General features: G+C 43.3%; 13 protein-coding genes and 1 pseudogene. 10 read left to right on the top strand and 4 right to left on the bottom strand.

The features are described 5' to 3' along the window. Positions 1-24: 24 nt before the first annotated feature. On the bottom strand, positions 25-2,094 hold the full coding sequence (locus tag P5G49_RS04340) for a sensor domain-containing protein (RefSeq protein ID WP_301242224.1): 2,070 nt from the start codon (positions 2,092-2,094) through the stop codon (positions 25-27). Between the two features lie 263 nt (positions 2,095-2,357). Here P5G49_RS04340 and P5G49_RS04335 point away from each other — a divergent pair, with 263 nt between their 5' ends. Both P5G49_RS04335 and P5G49_RS04330 read left to right on the top strand, forming a co-directional pair. Continuing rightward, positions 2,358-3,986, top strand: a complete 1,629-nt coding sequence (locus tag P5G49_RS04335) for a M20/M25/M40 family metallo-hydrolase (protein WP_301242223.1) — start codon at positions 2,358-2,360, stop codon at positions 3,984-3,986. Positions 3,987-4,075: 89 nt separating this feature from the next. Then, on the top strand, positions 4,076-5,335 hold the full coding sequence (locus P5G49_RS04330; protein ID WP_301242222.1) for an MFS transporter: 1,260 nt from the start codon (positions 4,076-4,078) through the stop codon (positions 5,333-5,335). Between the two features lie 39 nt (positions 5,336-5,374). On the opposite strand, the gene P5G49_RS04325 is transcribed toward P5G49_RS04330, so the two are convergent. Then, complete coding sequence (locus P5G49_RS04325) at positions 5,375-6,004, bottom strand: CBS domain-containing protein (RefSeq protein ID WP_301242221.1); 630 nt, start codon at positions 6,002-6,004, stop codon at positions 5,375-5,377. 137 nt (positions 6,005-6,141) lie between these two features. Between P5G49_RS04325 and P5G49_RS04320 the strand changes: the two genes are divergently transcribed. Beyond that, positions 6,142-6,780 carry a LytTR family DNA-binding domain-containing protein gene (locus tag P5G49_RS04320; RefSeq protein ID WP_301242219.1) on the top strand — a complete coding sequence of 213 codons (639 nt, stop codon included), beginning with the start codon at positions 6,142-6,144 and terminating at the stop codon, positions 6,778-6,780. Positions 6,781-6,945: 165 nt separating this feature from the next. Next, positions 6,946-8,469 carry a succinyl-CoA:acetate CoA-transferase ScpC gene (scpC, locus tag P5G49_RS04315; protein ID WP_301242218.1) on the top strand — a complete coding sequence of 508 codons (1,524 nt, stop codon included), beginning with the start codon at positions 6,946-6,948 and terminating at the stop codon, positions 8,467-8,469. A gap of 71 nt (positions 8,470-8,540) precedes the next feature. On the opposite strand, the gene mgtE is transcribed toward scpC, so the two are convergent. Beyond that, positions 8,541-9,899, bottom strand: a complete 1,359-nt coding sequence (mgtE, locus tag P5G49_RS04310; RefSeq protein WP_301242217.1) for a magnesium transporter — start codon at positions 9,897-9,899, stop codon at positions 8,541-8,543. Between the two features lie 215 nt (positions 9,900-10,114). On the opposite strand from mgtE, the gene P5G49_RS04305 reads away from it, so the two are divergent. The 5 genes from P5G49_RS04305 (at position 10,115) to P5G49_RS04285 (ending at position 14,125) form a co-directional block, all read left to right on the top strand. Continuing rightward, positions 10,115-10,927 carry a transporter substrate-binding domain-containing protein gene (locus P5G49_RS04305; protein ID WP_301242216.1) on the top strand — a complete coding sequence of 271 codons (813 nt, stop codon included), beginning with the start codon at positions 10,115-10,117 and terminating at the stop codon, positions 10,925-10,927. Positions 10,928-10,997: 70 nt separating this feature from the next. After that, positions 10,998-11,630: an amino acid ABC transporter permease gene (locus tag P5G49_RS04300; protein ID WP_301242287.1), complete on the top strand. Its 633-nt coding sequence runs from the start codon at positions 10,998-11,000 to the stop codon at positions 11,628-11,630. Between the two features lie 15 nt (positions 11,631-11,645). Next, positions 11,646-12,371, top strand: a complete 726-nt coding sequence (locus P5G49_RS04295) for an amino acid ABC transporter ATP-binding protein (protein WP_301242215.1) — start codon at positions 11,646-11,648, stop codon at positions 12,369-12,371. 174 nt (positions 12,372-12,545) lie between these two features. Next, positions 12,546-13,013, top strand: a complete 468-nt coding sequence (locus P5G49_RS04290) for a hypothetical protein (RefSeq protein ID WP_301242214.1) — start codon at positions 12,546-12,548, stop codon at positions 13,011-13,013. Positions 13,014-13,195: 182 nt separating this feature from the next. Further along, on the top strand, positions 13,196-14,125 hold the full coding sequence (locus tag P5G49_RS04285) for an AEC family transporter (RefSeq protein WP_301242286.1): 930 nt from the start codon (positions 13,196-13,198) through the stop codon (positions 14,123-14,125). On the opposite strand, the gene P5G49_RS04280 is transcribed toward P5G49_RS04285, so the two are convergent. Continuing rightward, positions 14,098-14,295: a hypothetical protein gene (locus tag P5G49_RS04280; RefSeq protein ID WP_301242213.1), complete on the bottom strand. Its 198-nt coding sequence runs from the start codon at positions 14,293-14,295 to the stop codon at positions 14,098-14,100. The two genes, P5G49_RS04285 and P5G49_RS04280, sit on opposite strands and share 28 nt — an antisense overlap. Before the next feature lie 247 nt (positions 14,296-14,542). On the opposite strand from P5G49_RS04280, the pseudogene P5G49_RS04275 reads away from it, so the two are divergent. Further along, a pseudogene (locus tag P5G49_RS04275) lies at positions 14,543-15,334 on the top strand (Gly-Xaa-Xaa repeat protein); the annotation flags it as partial.

Below are 15,334 nucleotides of genomic sequence, written 5' to 3'. Positions count from 1 at the left end.
TCGCACCCCTTTGAAGGAGTGCGGTTATAGGTTTTGTAGAAACTGTTTAATTTCATCGGGCGGGAGGGGTTTTGAGTAAAGGAAGCCTTGCACTTCATTGCAGGCTAACTGTTCGAGGAATTCTTCCTGTTCCTTTGTCTCGACTCCTTCAGCGATGACATTCAGCTGTAGATTCTTTGCCAAATCGATGATGGCTTTGACAATCATTGTATTGTTTTTGCTCAGTTCCCTTATGAATGCCCGGTCGATTTTCAAGTGACTAATCGGAAACTTACTTAAATAGAGCAGGGAAGAGTAGCCTGTCCCAAAGTCATCGACACTGACAGAAACGCCAATCTCATGCAGTTGCTGTAAAATGCATTGGCAATGCTGCACATCAGACATCACACTTTCCGTGATTTCCAAATTCAACAAGGATGGGTGTAAGCCGGTTTCAGTAAGGATTCGTTTGACATCTTCAACAAATGTTGGCTGACTGAATTGTCTCATTGATACATTGACGCTTATACGTAAAGCTGGAAAACCATTGTTTTGCCAAGCCTTTGCCTGTGCGCATGCTGATTTCAACACCCATTCCCCAAGCTGGAGAATGAATCCGTTCTCTTCCGCGGCAGGAATGAACCTTGCGGGCGGTATATAGCCACGATCAGGATGATTCCACCTTGCCAATGCTTCGTACCCTTTGATCTGCCCTGTCAGTAAGTCATATTGCGGTTGGTAATGCAGCTCGAGTTGGTCCCTATCCAAAGCTTGGCGAAGCTCGCGTTCAAAAAAAGTCCTTTCCATCAATTTCTCATATTGTTCCTCGGTGAAAAAGCGGAATGTTCCTTTCCCATCCTCTTTTGCCAGATACATCGCGGAATCCGCATTTCGCATCAATGTATTATAATCTCGACCGTCCTCCGGATATAGCGCAATCCCGATGCTTGGGTCAACAAAAACCTCATGATCACCAAGGAGGAAGGGTTGGGACATTTCATCTACAATACTTGTGACACTATCGATCAGATCATCCCTATCCGTGAAGTCTTTCAAAATAATAAATTCATCCCCGCTTTGACGTGCGACGGTTTCCTTATCGGAAATGCAGTCACGGAGCCTTTCCGCAACTGCTACAAGCAATTTATCGCCAACATGGTGGCCTAACGTATCATTAACATTCTTAAAGCGATCCAAATCCAGGAATAGTAAGGCGAATTGTTTACCAGTCTGCTTGAATTTCTGATTCACTATGTCCTGTAGATTTCTCCGGTTCGGCAAGCCGGTCAGGTAATCGAAATACGCCATATGCTCAATCGCTTTTTCTGCCTTAACTCGCTCAGTAATATCACTCGCCGTGCCGACCACTTCAACAATTTTTCCATCCTTTGAAATCGGCGATAGATAAACGAGAAATGTATGTCCTTCATGGGTGATCTCAAATTGAACTGTTTCCCCAGCCATTCCTGCTTGTAAATAACTTTCATATGTCTCAAGCTCTTCATCGGTGAATAAATGATTTACTTCATTGTTATTCAGGAGATCCACTGTCAGTCCGACACGCTCTTTGATTTGACCTTCGAAAAGAGTGAACAGGATGGAGCCGTCCTCTGTTGTCGTGTATTTAAAAATGGCATTCTGCAAGTTTTTAACGGTTGTTCGAAAGTCGTTCTGCAATGCAATCTCGAGGGATTCCTCAGCTCTCTTACGAGCCGTTATATCATAGCGGATGGCGATATATTGTTCGGGCTTACCGTTGGCATCTAGAAAAGGAACGATTGTTGTGCTTACCCAATAGTGGGAGCCATCTTTAGCTCTATTGCAAATATCGCCTTGCCAAACCTCTCCACTTTGAATCACATTCCACATTTCTTTGAAAAAGCTCTTTGGATGATATTTTGAATTAATAATTCGATGGGTTTTTCCAATCAGCTCTTCGCTTGAATATTGGGATAACGCACAGAATTTTTCATTGACATATGTAATGACGCCTTTTGCATCTGTAATCGCGACGACAGAAGAGAAATCAAGTGCATTTTCAATATTGCGTAGGGTTTTCAGCGTCTCGTTGTATTTATCATTTAAGGATGCGGAATCAATATCCGAAGGTTGCATTTAAAAATCCCTTTCTTATACAAAAATAGCGCAAGATAGATTTTTGTAGTATTCGCCAGGTCTAAAGTCGCAAAGGGTCAAAGAAATTACTAATTATTATTAATTATACCATTATCAAAGACACCGATACAATTGCGATAGCTTAATACAAAACCAATTTCGAAAGGTGAAAAAGAGGGATAAACCCATTGCATGGAGAATTTAACACATAAATAGGATTGCATTGTTTTATAGAAAAGATGTTTCATAGGGGGTGTCCTGAAATGGAAAATGAAAAGATGAAGTGGAATACTCCGGAGGACCTCGAGGAGTTATTATGCGAAGTGGTTGGTTGGGATAGCAGAACGGGAACCGAAGGGGAAATTGAGTTTGCAACGAAGGTTTTAAAAAAGATTTTGGAGATGCAATACTTTCAAGAAAACAGCTCCCATATCCATTTTCATGATGCGGGTAAGGGAAGAAGTGCGGTTACTGCGTATTATGATAGTGGAGTGACTAATAAAACAATCGTCCTAATTAGCCATTTTGATACAGTACATACAGAAGAGTTTGGTGGCGGCTTGGAAGAATTAGCATTCCAACCGAAGGCGCTGACAGAAGAGCTTAAAAAAAGAAAAGACGATTTGCCCGAAGATGTTCAAATAGATCTTGATACTGACGACTATCTATTTGGTCGAGGAACAATGGATATGAAAATGGGGCTTGTTTTACATCTTCATCTATTAGAAAAAGCAAGCATTGAAAAATGGCCCATCAACCTACTTTTGTTGACTGTACCAGACGAAGAAGTAAACTCTTCAGGGATGAGGGCTGCAGTAAAGGGTCTAATCAACTTAAGGAAAGAATATGGGTTAGAATACCAATTGTTTTTGAATAGCGAACCTTCATTTTCACAAAAGCCGCAGGATGCAAATTATTATATTTACTCAGGAACGATTGGAAAAATTATGCCATCAGCATTATTTTACGGCAGGGAAACACATGCCGGGGAACCGTTAAGCGGGATAACAGGTCATTATATGGCATCCTATCTGACGAAAGCAATGGAGTTTAACCCACATTTTGTTGAAGAGGAGTACGGTGAGAAAACCCCACTTCCAATTTGTTTACAAGAAATTGACTTAAAGGAAGATTACTCCGCACAAACATCCCATCATACTGCTGCGCTTTATAATGTCTTCTTAATGCGGCAGAATGCGGATGATATTATGACGATATTTAAACACACCGCTATCACTTCAATGGCTGAATGTACGAATGACTATAAGAAAATCTGTGAACGGGAAGGCGTCACTCCGATCGGGGAGATCCGAGTATTGGAGTACACTGAACTGCTTGAGTACGCGGTGAGAAAAATGGGTTCTAACGGAGTAGAGAAATTGATAGAAAGCGTAATGGCTGATGAGTCACTGGATGAACGGAAATTGTCCATGCAAATTACTGATAATTTGATGTTGCGTTGTCAGGAGCTGGCCCCAGCTACAGTATTGTTTTATGCACCGCCATATTATCCAGCAATTAATTCATCTGATAATGAATTGGTACAGAAGAAGATTGCCTTGACTCAAAAATTGTTAAAAGAGGAATTCAATGTTGAAGCGACCCAAGTGCATTACTTCAATGGAATCTCAGATTTAAGCTATGTGAATTACAATCCAACCGACACGGGATGGCAGTCTTTTAAAAACAATACGCCTGTGTGGGGAGATACATACAGTATTCCGTTCAAGGAAATGCAGCAGCTTCAATCACCCGTGTTGAACATCGGGCCATTCGGAAAAGACGCGCATAAGTTAACCGAACGTCTACACAAGGAAAGTGCATTCAAGTATACGCCGTTTGTTTTGGCGAAAGTGATTGAAAGCATGTTTGTTGGAAGCTATATACAATGAAATTATTAAAAATCCTATTGTTTTAAGTCAATTAATTGTACACTTGTATTAATAGACTATAATGAAGGTTCTTAAAAAGGGGTGGTGGAATGGGGAAGAGGTATAACAAGACGGAAAAGAGTTGGATGTTTTACGACTGGGCAAACTCGGCTTATTCGATAATTATTACAACTGCAGTTTTTCCGATTTATTACAAGTCAGTGGCGACGAATGCTGGTGTTGGATTGGCGCAGTCGACAGCGTATTTAGGGTATACGGTGGCGATTGCTACATTCATTTTGGCGATGATCGGGCCAATTTTGGGGACGATTGCGGATTATCGGGGATTAAAAAAGAAGTTTTTCTTTGCGTTTTTTCTGATTGGTTCAGTTTCGACGGTTTCTTTGGCGTTTGTGCCTGACGGTACTTGGCTACCGCTGTTAATCATTTATACGATAACGGCCATCGGATTCCATGGGGCGAATATATTTTACGATGCATTTTTAGTTGATGTGACGCCTGAAGAGAAAATGGATGAAGTGTCCGCTCGCGGATTCGGTTTGGGGTATATCGGAAGTACAATTCCATTCATTATCAGTATTGCAATCATACTTTTGGCTGATAATGGAGTGATTCCGCTTTCGATGGCTGTAGCGACTAAGTTGGCATTTGTCATCACGGGAATTTGGTGGTTCACGTTCACGATTCCAATGCTGAAAAATGTTGTGCAGATCCATGCGATTGAACGTGAACCCAAGATACTTGCAAGCAGCTTTCGGAGACTTGGCGAAACGTTCAAGGAAATTAAGAAGTACAGAACCGTTTTCATTTTCCTGTTAGCTTATTTCTTCTACATCGACGGGGTTGGTACAATCATTTCGATGTCGACAGCATATGGGACGGACTTGGGGATTGGGTCTACTGATCTTCTCATTATCCTTTTCGTAACCCAAGTCGTGGCAGCTCCGTTCGCGCTTATATATGGAAGGTTAGCAAAGCGGTTTTCGGTGAAGGCGATGTTGTATGTAGGGATTTTTGTTTATATTATCGTTTGTATTTACGCGTTTTTCTTATCGTCAGTAATGGATTTCTGGATACTTGCAATGCTTGTCGCGACTTCTCAAGGTGGTATCCAAGCATTGAGCCGTTCGTATTTTGCTCAGCTTGTACCGAAGGAGAAATCCAATGAGTTCTTCGGATTCTATAATATCTTTGGTAAGTTTGCATCCGTTATGGGACCAATGTTGTTGGCGGTGACGGCTCAAATGACGGGGAGCTCGGCATATGGCGTGTTTAGTTTAGTGATCTTGTTCATCATCGGCGGAATTCTGTTACGTATGGTTCCGAAGCCGGCGAGTGAAGTAGCATAGGGGAAAATAAAAAACAGGCGATTTCGCCTGTTTTTTATATTATCTCGGTTCGATTTGCTGCATTTGTAAGATTCTAAAGCCGTTTTTCTCTAATTTTTCACGTATTTTCGTAGCTTCATCTTCGGATTTTCCGTTTTCCAATGTAAGGACGACTCGTCGCGCAAGTGCAGATCCATTGTCGAGCGTCATTAGACCTTCGATGTTTTCATCCTTTAACACCGTTGTCAATTTCCGGATCATGCCTCGTGCTTCGGTTGATGCTAAAGTAATATTTAGTCCGCCTGTTTTTAATCCAAAGGCATCTTCAAATACGCTTTCAATCTTATTATGCGTTACAATACCAAGAAGCTTGCCGTTTCTAACGACGCTGATGAATGGCAATGCCTTTATTTTAAGTAAGGCAGTTAAGAATGAAGAGTCTTCATATAGGAAGACGTCCTGGTGTTCTAACAAATGCTCGATGGACTTTTGTTCATCACCTTTTTCTTCGTATAGGTAGGAAAGTAAGTCGACCTTGTAGATCATCCCTTTATACGTATCATCGTTATCAACAACGGGGATGCACCGGTATCCTGTCTCAATGATTTTCTTAAATGTCTCTGAAACGGTTTGATCCACTTTCACCGTTGCGACTCCTAATCTTTCTACAATTAAATCTCGAATATGCATAATGCAGTCCCCCTAATTTTTCTTTTTTATCATAATTTTTCGTTACTTGGTATCTTTTATTATAATTGATAAGTTGAATGTTGTACATGAAAACTTATACGTATAGGTAAAGCTTTCTCAGAGAAAGGAGCAAGGATATGTTGAATTTGGATTCCCTTTTGGACGTAATGGGTGAATTATTTGCAGATGAAATATCCATCGTTGTATCAAATACAAAAGAGTACGTTTATTATCGACCAAGCAAAAGAATCGATTTGAAAATAAGGCCAGGTGATCCTGTAAGGGAAGGAACACTTGCGTACAAAGCGTTAACAGAAGGTCAGAAAACTTCGGAGTTCATCAACCGAGATGTTTTCGGTGTTCCTTATCATGGCATGGCCGTTCCTTTTCATAATGATGGTGTCATTGACGGTTGTGTGATTGCAATTTACCCGGCATATACGGAAGGCAAATCTGTTGTCACGTTGAAAACATCAGACGGATGGGTGCCAGTTCCTTTTTCTGAAGTGAACTATATTGAAGTAAAGAATCGAAAGACTGTTGTCGTTGCCGATCATATTACAGGTACCCATAAGAATTCATTACAAAACTTCGAGTATGTCTTGCCGCATGATCTGTTTGTGCGTTGCCACCGCTCTTTCATTGTAAACGTTACTCATATTAGAGCCATTTATCCGGATACCCACTCAACTTTCCTATTATCCATGAGTGACGGTGCACAAATCCCTGTGAGTCAGTCGTACTCAAGTTATTTTAGAAAACTATTAGGTTTTTAACGTCGTATTTCAAACGGGCTGAATTGGTTCTTGGGCGAAAATATGCTGCTTCGGACAAATTGTATAGCTGTTCATCCTGTAAAATCGTATTTCATCCTCAAATTCCCTTTCATTCTTTTCGATAAGATAAAATTATTCCAAAGATATGAAAAGGAGCGGTTGGGAATGGGTAACCATATGGATCGCATCAGACATGAAGGATTAAAGGAGAAAATCGTTTCTGCAGAAGAGGCAGCTTCTTGGATTACGGACGGAATGACTTTGGGGCTAAGTGGATTTACGCGTGCGGGTGATGCGAAAGCGGTTCCAATGGCTTTGGTGAAACGCGCTGAAACCGAAAAATTTAAAGTGAATGTATTTACAGGTGCTTCACTTGGTTCTGATATTGATAGACTGTTTACGGAAGCAGGTATTGTGAATAAGCGTCTGCCATTCCAAGCGGAACGAGCGATGCGAAACGGCATCAATAACGGGGAACTTCTTTTTGTGGATCACCATCTATCCCACACAGCTGAGTGGATTCGCGCAGGTGTGATTGAACCAATTGACTTCGCTATTGTGGAAGCGGTTTCAGTTACCGAAGACGGAATGATCATTCCTTCGACATCTGTCGGTAACTCGTTATCATTTGCAAAGCATGCAAAATCAATCGTTATTGAAATTAACACAGCGCATTCCTCTGAATGGGAAGGCATTCATGACTTGTATGACACGGGTAAACAAGGCGAAAGAAATCCGATTCCACTTACGAAAGTCGGTGATCGAATCGGAACAATCGGCATTCCAGTAGACGTAGATAAAGTCAAAGGTATCGTGTTTACGCACCAAGCTGATTCACCATCGACGATTGCCCAACCTGATGAAGAAACAGAAATCATGGCTGCACATCTGCTTTCATTCTTACGCACGGAAGTTGAGTCAGGCAGATTAAAAAATTCATTGGCACCTCTTCAATCGGGTATCGGATCCCAGGCGAACGCTGTACTTCACGGCCTCTTAGACTCGGAATTCGCAAATCTCGAAGTGTATTCGGAAGTATTGCAGGATGCTGTCTTTGACTTGATCGACGCAGGTAAAGTCCGTAAGGCTTCTTGTGCTTCGATTACATTGTCGCAAGAGAAGATGGACAAGGTATTCAGTAATTTGGAAAACTATCGTGATAAATTAATTATGCGTCCACAGGAAATTTCGAACCATCCGGAAATCATCCGTCGGCTCGGATTGATCTCCATCAATACTGCGCTTGAACTGGACATCTACGGAAACGTCAATTCAACGCATGTAACGGGGACAAAAATGATGAACGGCATCGGCGGTTCCGGTGACTTCGCACGTAATGCACGACTTGCCATATTCGTAACAAAGTCGGTTGCCAAAAACGGGGATATCTCCAGCATCGTGCCGTTTGTCTCACATGTGGATCATACGGAACATGATGTCGACGTCATCGTTACAGAGCATGGCTATGCGGATTTACGCGGGCTTGCGCCAAGAGAACGTGTTGAGATAATCATCGGAAACTGTGCGCACCCGATGTATCGCGCGCAGCTGTGGGAATACTACTCTGAAGCGTTAGAAAGAGGCGGTCACACACCGCATGTACTTGAAAAAGCATTTTCCTGGCATACGAATTTGATGCAGTATGGAACAATGCGCCCACGCACTGAGCGCACTGAAAGGTTAGTTTAATTTACCGCCATTCGAACTGAAATATATAAACCGCCAAAAAAGCGACCTCTAAGGGGTCGCTTTTCTTCGTTTCACATCAATTTCGAGATGAACATCGTCGCAATCCCGAAGTAGATGAGCAAGGATAAGATATCGTTGATGGTCGTAATAAGTGGACCGGATGCAACAGCTGGGTCTACTTTGAATTTATTCAGAATCAGCGGAATGATGGTGCCCGCGAGTGTACCGATGATGAGAGTTGCGATGAGGGATGCTCCTACGACAAGTCCAAGTGTAAGGTTTTGTTGCCAAAAATAAGCGATGATGGCAATAACGAATCCGTTGATGACACCAAGCATGATGCCGACAAGCAGTTCACGGAAAATGAGGCCGAATGTCTTTTTCATCGTCAGTTCCTCGGTAACCAGTCCGCGGACGACAACAGCTAACGACTGTGTGCCTGTATTTCCAGTCATCCCTGCAATCATCGGCATGAAAAAGGCGAGCGCGACGACCGCTTCAAGTGTTTCTTCGAACTTTGCAATAATGCTACCGGAAACAAGTCCGATAAATAATAGCAAAACTAGCCAAGGCAACCGTTTAAAAGCGGCGGCAATCGGTTTTGTATGGAAGTCAATTTCCTTACCCGATGCAAACAACATTTCAATATCCTCATTCGCCTCTCGTATGACAATATCTAACACATCATCCATTGTAATGATGCCCACCAAAATATCTTTATCGTTCACGACCGGCACCGACAGTAAATCATGCCGTCCAATCATTTTTGCGACATCACTCTGTTTTGTCGTATCGGTGACCTTGATGATATCCGTTGTCATTACCTCAACGATGTCGTTCTCCGGTTCGCATAACAGCAGGTCCCGATACGAGGCTACGCCAATTAATTTCTTTTCATCATCAATCACATACACATAGTTCAAGTAATCCGCATACTCCCTAAAATGCCTCAGCTTATCGATCGCCATTCGCACGGTATACGATTGATGAACCCAAACATATTGACTAATCATCACACGCCCAGCGGATTTTTTAGGATATTTCATCTGCTTGCGTATCGCCTTTTTTTCCTCGTCCTTCATCTCGGCAATCAACCGATTTACTTCTTTTTCGGGTAAATCGGAAAGTAGGTGTGTTAATTCATCACTTTTCAAAAGCTCCATTAATTCCATTGAACGAATGGGACCAATTTTCTTCAGCACACGAAGCTGTTCACTGCGTGTCAAATATCTAAGAAGTGCCACTAACTGATCTAAAGAAAGCCATTCTAAAAATAGGATTCTACGTTTTCGCGGCAAGCCCCGGTAGTGTGTTGATATTTCATAAGGCGACAATTCACTAACGACTTTCTGGAATGTATCTTTCTGCCCTTCCTTTAAGAGGTGGACAATTGCACGTGAAATTTCCTCTCTTTCTCCGTTTATTGACATGTCCCCCTTCACCTCACCTTGCAATTTAAATAAAACTCTCGGTAACCTGTCTATCCCCTTATAGTTGTTCGGATAAACAGAGTAGGAGATTGTAAGGGATCATCCTCCCAACCAATCTCCCTCCAAAAAAGTAGGTTTAGTGGATAAATGATAGGGAAAGGGAGTTAGTAGGCAAAATAAATCGGCATCAGTCGACAAAAAAGGGAGTTATTCGAATGGGAAATTGGAAGACGCTATTATTCTTGCTTATGGCAGCAGTGTTAGTGCTTGCAGCATGTAGTGAAGACAAGGGCGAAGCGAGTGACAACGAATACGGCCTTACTGAAAAAGGTAAATTCACATATGCGGCAAGTGGCGTTTACAAGCCGTTCAGTTTTGAAGAGAATGGCGAATTGACAGGGTTTGACATAGAAATAGGAACCGAGATTGCTAAGAGAATGGGATTGGAAGCAAATCCAGTAACGAACCCGTTTGAAACAATCCTACAAGGATTGGTTGCGAATAAGTATGATGCCATCATCGGTTCGATGGCTTATACGAAAAAACGTGCAGAGCAGGCAGCATTCACACAGCCTTACTACTATTCTGGTGGGATGATCTGGATTGCGAAAGACAATGACGAAATTAAGACACCTGAAGATTTGAAAGGAAAGAAAATAGGTGTAGTTTCACAATCCACCTATGAAGAGCCAGCAAAAACATTGTCTGACGATATCCAATACTATGCCAGTGATGTTGTTGCTCTGAAGGATTTGACGATTGAAGGACGGTTGGATGCTGTAATTACAGCCGATATCGTAGGATTTGAAGCGATTGAAAATGGCTTTGCCATTAAGGAAGTCGGGAACCCGTTATGGGTGGAGCAGCCGTCGATCGCGGTGAAGAAGGATAATGAAAAGCTACGTGACGCGATTGACCAAGCCCTTCAAGAAATGATCGATGATGGCACCTATGAGGAAATTTCGCAGAAGTGGTTCAAGCGCAATCTGTTAGACATCGACTTGGAAGATGCGGAACTGCTTGAATAAATAAAGATTTTGGAATGGAAAGAGGGAGTGGCCAGTGCCTGAAACAATTAAAACATTTTACGAAGTATTCATGAACACATATCCAGGTTTCTTAGAGGCGGTACTTGTCACCCTGAAGGTTACGGCTATTGCTGTTGTTTTGGGAACCGCATTTGGAATTGTTTTTGCATTGATGAAAATATCGAGATCAAAAGTTTTACAGACGATTGCAAACTTATATATTACGATTATCCGCGGTACTCCGCTAATCGTGCAGATCATGTTCCTCTATTATGGGATAACATCAATTGTCGTCTTGTCGAATTTCTGGGCAGGAGCGATTGCACTTGGGGTCCATAACGGCGCCTATATTGCGGAGATTTTCAGAGGTGCGATACAGGGAGTCGACCGCGGGCAACGCGAGGCGAGCCTTGCACTCGGCATGAATCGCACACAAGCGATGCGCCGAATCATTTTCCCACAAGCGCTTCGCCGCGCAATTCCGCCACTCGGCAACCAGTTCATCATTACATTGAAGGATTCTTCCCTTGTCTATCTAATCGGGGTTTCGGAGTTGTTCGCCCGAGCGAACCGCGAAGCGGCAGCGAACTTCATGCCGTTTGAGACATTCCTCGTCGTCGGATTGTATTACCTTATCCTCGTCTTGATTTTCACGTGGTTGCTGAAGCTATATGAGAACAAATTAAATGTGGATGGATCTTGATAGGGAGGGATACAGATGATTAAAACAATGAATCTTCATAAATCTTTTGGTGAATTGGAAGTTTTAAAAGGGATTGATTTGGACATTAATCCTGGTCAGGTAGTCGTCTTGGTCGGTGTCAGTGGTTCAGGGAAAAGTACATTGCTGCGCTGCTTGAATTTTCTTGAAAAAGCAGAAGAGGGAACGGTATCGATTGATGGCCGCGCAATCGACCGGAAGAAGGATGACCTTTCGCAAGTCCGTGCAGAAGTCGGCATGGTGTTCCAGCACTTCAACCTGTTCCCGCATAAGACGGTGCTTGAAAACATTATGGAAGCGCCATTGATTGTCAAAAAGATGGATAAGGAGAAAGCAAAACAATTGGCACTCACCTTATTGGAGAAAGTAGGACTTTCCGATAAAGCGGATGTCTATCCGAATAAATTATCAGGCGGACAGAAACAGCGGGTCGCAATCGCTCGAGCCCTTGCAATGGAGCCGAAAGCATTATTATTCGACGAACCGACATCCGCGCTTGACCCGGAGCTCGTCGGCGAAGTTCTCCAAGTCATGCAGGACCTTGCGAATGAAGGCATGACGATGGTCGTCGTAACACATGAGATGAAATTCGCCAAAGAAGTGGCGAATCGCATCGTCATGTTAGATGAAGGGGTCATCATCGAAGACGCCGATCCGGATACATTTTTTAATCACTCCACTAACAAAAGAACACGGCAGTTTTTAGAGATGGTGAATGTGTGAATGAAAAAGCAGCTTCCTATTTAAAAGGAGGCTGCTTTTTTATTAATCAATCACATTCAGGCACATAACTCCTCTATCGTGAAAAATCTACCCTTACCTTTGTCCGCATGGTACTTAAACATCATTTCCGAAATATACATAGAGTAGATGGTTATAAGTTTCGGGAGGGGTACGATGTTCACATTTATTTTAGTGCTTCATTTGATTGCAGTATGTTGTTGGCTTGGTGGGGCACTTTATGAGCGATGCTTTATAGTTGCTGGATTCCATAGGGAAGCCGGTAGTGAAAAGGAAGTGCCGATGCTGAAATTGTTGTTAGGCAGTGTCCCGTTCTTTTTCACTTCAGTGGTCACGATTATAGTTACAGGAATTGCAATGACAATCATGGGTAAATACGGATTTTTGCAGTGGTCGTGGATTGGGCTGAAGCAGTACATCATGCTTGGTATCATTATCTTGTTGGCCACAATTATCGCTCCCGGGATGAAGCGCTTAAAAAAGCGATTGAAGGAGAATATAGAGCGAGGCGGGGGAGTGGACGATTTGATGCGCTCGCAAACCAACCGTCTCATCGTCTATTTGGATATCATGCACGTAGGCGTCCTGGTCAATCTCATTCTTGGGGTAACGAAGTTTTTTTAAGAGCATATAGCTGTAACCAAAGGTATCGAGAGTACACCCTTCCGATACTTTTTCATTTTGTCGCAAAAGAATAAATTGATAAAGAGCGTTATAACTTTTTCCTAATTACAATGAAGGATTGCATTCCTGTATACTTAAATGGAAGAGATTTCTGTTAGAGTAACCTCACAACAGGGGGGACCATCATGTTCATAGGAACCATTTTCATTAATATCATTATACCGATCTTAATTCTATTAATAATCGGCGCGGTCTTACAGCGGAAATTCGCATTCAATTTAAAAGCGATCTCAAATCTGATTACGTATTGTCTTATGCCGGCAGCCGTTTTCACCAATCTGTATCAGACAGAGATTGATGTGCACATCCTATTGGAGATCATCGGTTATTTGGTTGCCTTCAGTTTAATAATAATCGTCGTCACAACTATTTTGAGTAAACTATTGAAGTTGGACAAAGGGGAAGCCGCGATATTCAAAAACAGCATTTCGTTAATCAACTCTGGGAATTATGGGATTCCCGTTAGTCAGCTGCTGTTTCAGGCAAATCCGCTTGGCATCTCCATACAAATCATCGTGATGGTCTTCCAAAATGTTTTAACGTATACATATGGATTATATAATTTGATATCCGCAACGAAGTCGGGGTTGGAAATCTTGAAATCGCTAATGAAAATGCCGGTCATCCATGCGATGATTCTTGGCAGTTTGTTGAATTGGCTGCAAATCCCGATCCCGTCCTTTTTATGGACTCCTATCAGCCATCTATCGGACGCGTTTTTGGCAATTGCGCTTGTATTGTTGGGGGCCCAACTTGCACAAATCGAATTGAAGACAATTCTCAATCGGACGATTGTTACCAGCAGCATCGGAAGACTTATCATAGGGCCGAGCGTGGCGCTGCTCCTCATTTTCCTGTTCGGGCTGGACGGCGTCGTCGCCCAATCGCTCTTTATTGCAAGTTCATTCCCGACGTCAAGAAACAGTTCGACACTTGCGTTGGAATATGATGTACATCCGGATTTGGCCGCACAGACGGTTCTGTTTTCAACTGTGTTAAGTGCGATTACGGTGACGTTTGTGGTTTATTTATCTGCGGTGTTGTTTGTTTGATCGGAGCTGGTAGGTAGAAGGTCATGAAACGACGATAACTCTTGGAAAGTGACCGATAACTCTGCCGAAGTGACCGATAACTCCCCGGATATGACCGATAACTTTGTGAAATTGACCGATAATTCCCCGGATTTGACCGATAATCCGCCAAGCGGAACCCACAACATCAAAAAAAGGACTTCCACCAACTCGGAAGTCCTTTCTTGTTCAAATCAAAGAATGATCAACTCTTTAGGTGATTTCGTGATGATCTCAATACCATTTCAATAGTTTCATTGCAGTCTTTTTTCCGAACAGTGTGTTAAACAGGCGAGTAGATTATTTATAATATAATATTTTTTTGTGCTGAGGGGTTCGTCCAAGAATAATTCTTTTTCGTTAGTAAACTATTATTATAACTAAAAAGAGGTGATTATTTTGGGAATTTTACCATGTCCAGGTCCTCCAGGTCCTCCAGGTCCTCCTGGGCCAGAAGGACCTAAGGGACCAAAAGGCGACAAAGGCGATCCAGGTATCAACGGCGTTGACGGTGTCCAAGGCCCGAAAGGCGACAAAGGCGATCCAGGCACCAACGGCAGCGACGGTGCCCAAGGTCCAAAAGGGGACAAGGGCGATAAGGGAGACAAAGGCGATCCAGGCACCAACGGCAGCGACGGTGCCCAAGGTCCGAAAGGTGACAAAGGCGACAAGGGAGACAAAGGCGATCCAGGCACCAACGGCAGCGATGGCGCCCAAGGTCCGAAAGGTGACAAAGGCGACAAGGGCGATAAAGGCGATCCAGGCACCAACGGCAGCGATGGCGCCCAAGGTCCGAAAGGTGACAAAGGCGACAAGGGAGACAAAGGCGATCCAGGCACCAACGGCAACGACGGCGCCCAAGGCCCGAAAGGTGACAAAGGTGACAAAGGGGACAAGGGTGATAAGGGAGACAAAGGCGATCCAGGCAGCAACGGCAGCGAAGGCGCTCAAGGTCCGAAAGGTGATAAGGGAGATAAGGGAGACAAAGGCGATCCAGGCACCAACGGCAGCGACGGCGCCCAAGGTCCGAAAGGTGACAAGGGCGATAAGGGAGATAAAGGCGATCCAGGTACCAACGGCAGCGATGGCGCCCAAGGCCCGAAAGGTGACAAGGGCGACAAGGGAGACAAAGGCGATCCAGGCACCAACGGCAGCGATGGCGCTCAAGGTCCGAAAGGTGACAAAGGCGAG

This window comes from Sporosarcina highlanderae (assembly GCF_030433715.1).
Classification (GTDB): Bacteria; Bacillota; Bacilli; order Bacillales_A; family Planococcaceae; genus Sporosarcina; species Sporosarcina highlanderae.
The sequence above is the reverse complement of the archived record's forward strand: the minus strand, read 5'-3'. Positions and strand labels throughout refer to the sequence as shown.

Excerpts from the sequence above, each read along its gene's own strand:
- mgtE (WP_301242217.1), bottom strand. The coding sequence starts at position 9,899 with ATGTCAATAAACGGAGAAAGAGAGGAAATTTCACGTGCAATTGTCCAC.
- P5G49_RS04325 (WP_301242221.1), bottom strand. The coding sequence starts at position 6,004 with ATGCATATTCGAGATTTAATTGTAGAAAGATTAGGAGTCGCAACGGTG.
- scpC (WP_301242218.1), top strand. The coding sequence starts at position 6,946 with ATGGGTAACCATATGGATCGCATCAGACATGAAGGATTAAAGGAGAAA.
- P5G49_RS04335 (WP_301242223.1), top strand. The coding sequence starts at position 2,358 with ATGGAAAATGAAAAGATGAAGTGGAATACTCCGGAGGACCTCGAGGAG.
- P5G49_RS04290 (WP_301242214.1), top strand. The coding sequence starts at position 12,546 with ATGTTCACATTTATTTTAGTGCTTCATTTGATTGCAGTATGTTGTTGG.
- P5G49_RS04300 (WP_301242287.1), top strand. The coding sequence starts at position 10,998 with ATGAACACATATCCAGGTTTCTTAGAGGCGGTACTTGTCACCCTGAAG.
- P5G49_RS04320 (WP_301242219.1), top strand. The coding sequence starts at position 6,142 with ATGTTGAATTTGGATTCCCTTTTGGACGTAATGGGTGAATTATTTGCA.
- P5G49_RS04295 (WP_301242215.1), top strand. The coding sequence starts at position 11,646 with ATGATTAAAACAATGAATCTTCATAAATCTTTTGGTGAATTGGAAGTT.
- P5G49_RS04305 (WP_301242216.1), top strand. The coding sequence starts at position 10,115 with ATGGGAAATTGGAAGACGCTATTATTCTTGCTTATGGCAGCAGTGTTA.
- P5G49_RS04330 (WP_301242222.1), top strand. The coding sequence starts at position 4,076 with ATGGGGAAGAGGTATAACAAGACGGAAAAGAGTTGGATGTTTTACGAC.
- P5G49_RS04340 (WP_301242224.1), bottom strand. The coding sequence starts at position 2,094 with ATGCAACCTTCGGATATTGATTCCGCATCCTTAAATGATAAATACAAC.